The 461-nt window shown below is 60.7% G+C and carries 2 protein-coding genes; both read left to right on the top strand.

Annotated elements, in window-relative coordinates; genetic code table 11:
* A partial coding sequence (locus AC4HNJ_RS21615) for a hypothetical protein (protein ID WP_490481683.1) occupies positions 1–207 on the top strand: 207 nt, incomplete at its 5' end.
* A partial coding sequence (gene tssJ, locus AC4HNJ_RS21610; RefSeq protein ID WP_490481682.1) for a type VI secretion system lipoprotein TssJ occupies positions 204–461 on the top strand: 258 nt, incomplete at its 3' end. The genes AC4HNJ_RS21615 and tssJ, both read left to right, overlap by 4 nt.

Raw genomic sequence — 461 nt, 5'->3', positions numbered from 1 at the left:
CCGCTGGACAGCACCCGCTATCAGCTGACCTGGCAAGCACAACCCGATACGGAGCCCTTGCATTACGTGTTGCGTACGCAACTGGGCGAGGGGCCGCTGGAGTTGCTGAAACTGCGGGGTTTCCGTTTGCCTGAGCGGATTTTTGCGGTGGGCAAGAATCCCGCCCCCGCTGCGCCGGCAACGCCATCGCCACGGTTATCGCCATGAAAAAAACCGCCTTTCTCTCATCACGCCAAACCTGGCGTGATACCTCCCTGCGACGATGCGCCATGCTCGCCGGCTGTTCGCTGCTTCTCTCAGGTTGCGGCGCCTGGCAATCGGTCAAGGACACGAGCTCCGATGTCGCACAGGCCGTTTTCGTCACCAGGGTTACGACCATGAACCTGGTGATAAATGCGCGCGCGGAACTGAACCGCGATGCACGTGGCGAGTCGCTGCCGGTGGTCGTGCGTATTTATCAA

It is taken from the genome of Dyella sp. SYSU CM1112 (assembly GCF_058216415.1).
This window is presented reverse-complemented; position numbering and strand designations above follow the sequence as displayed.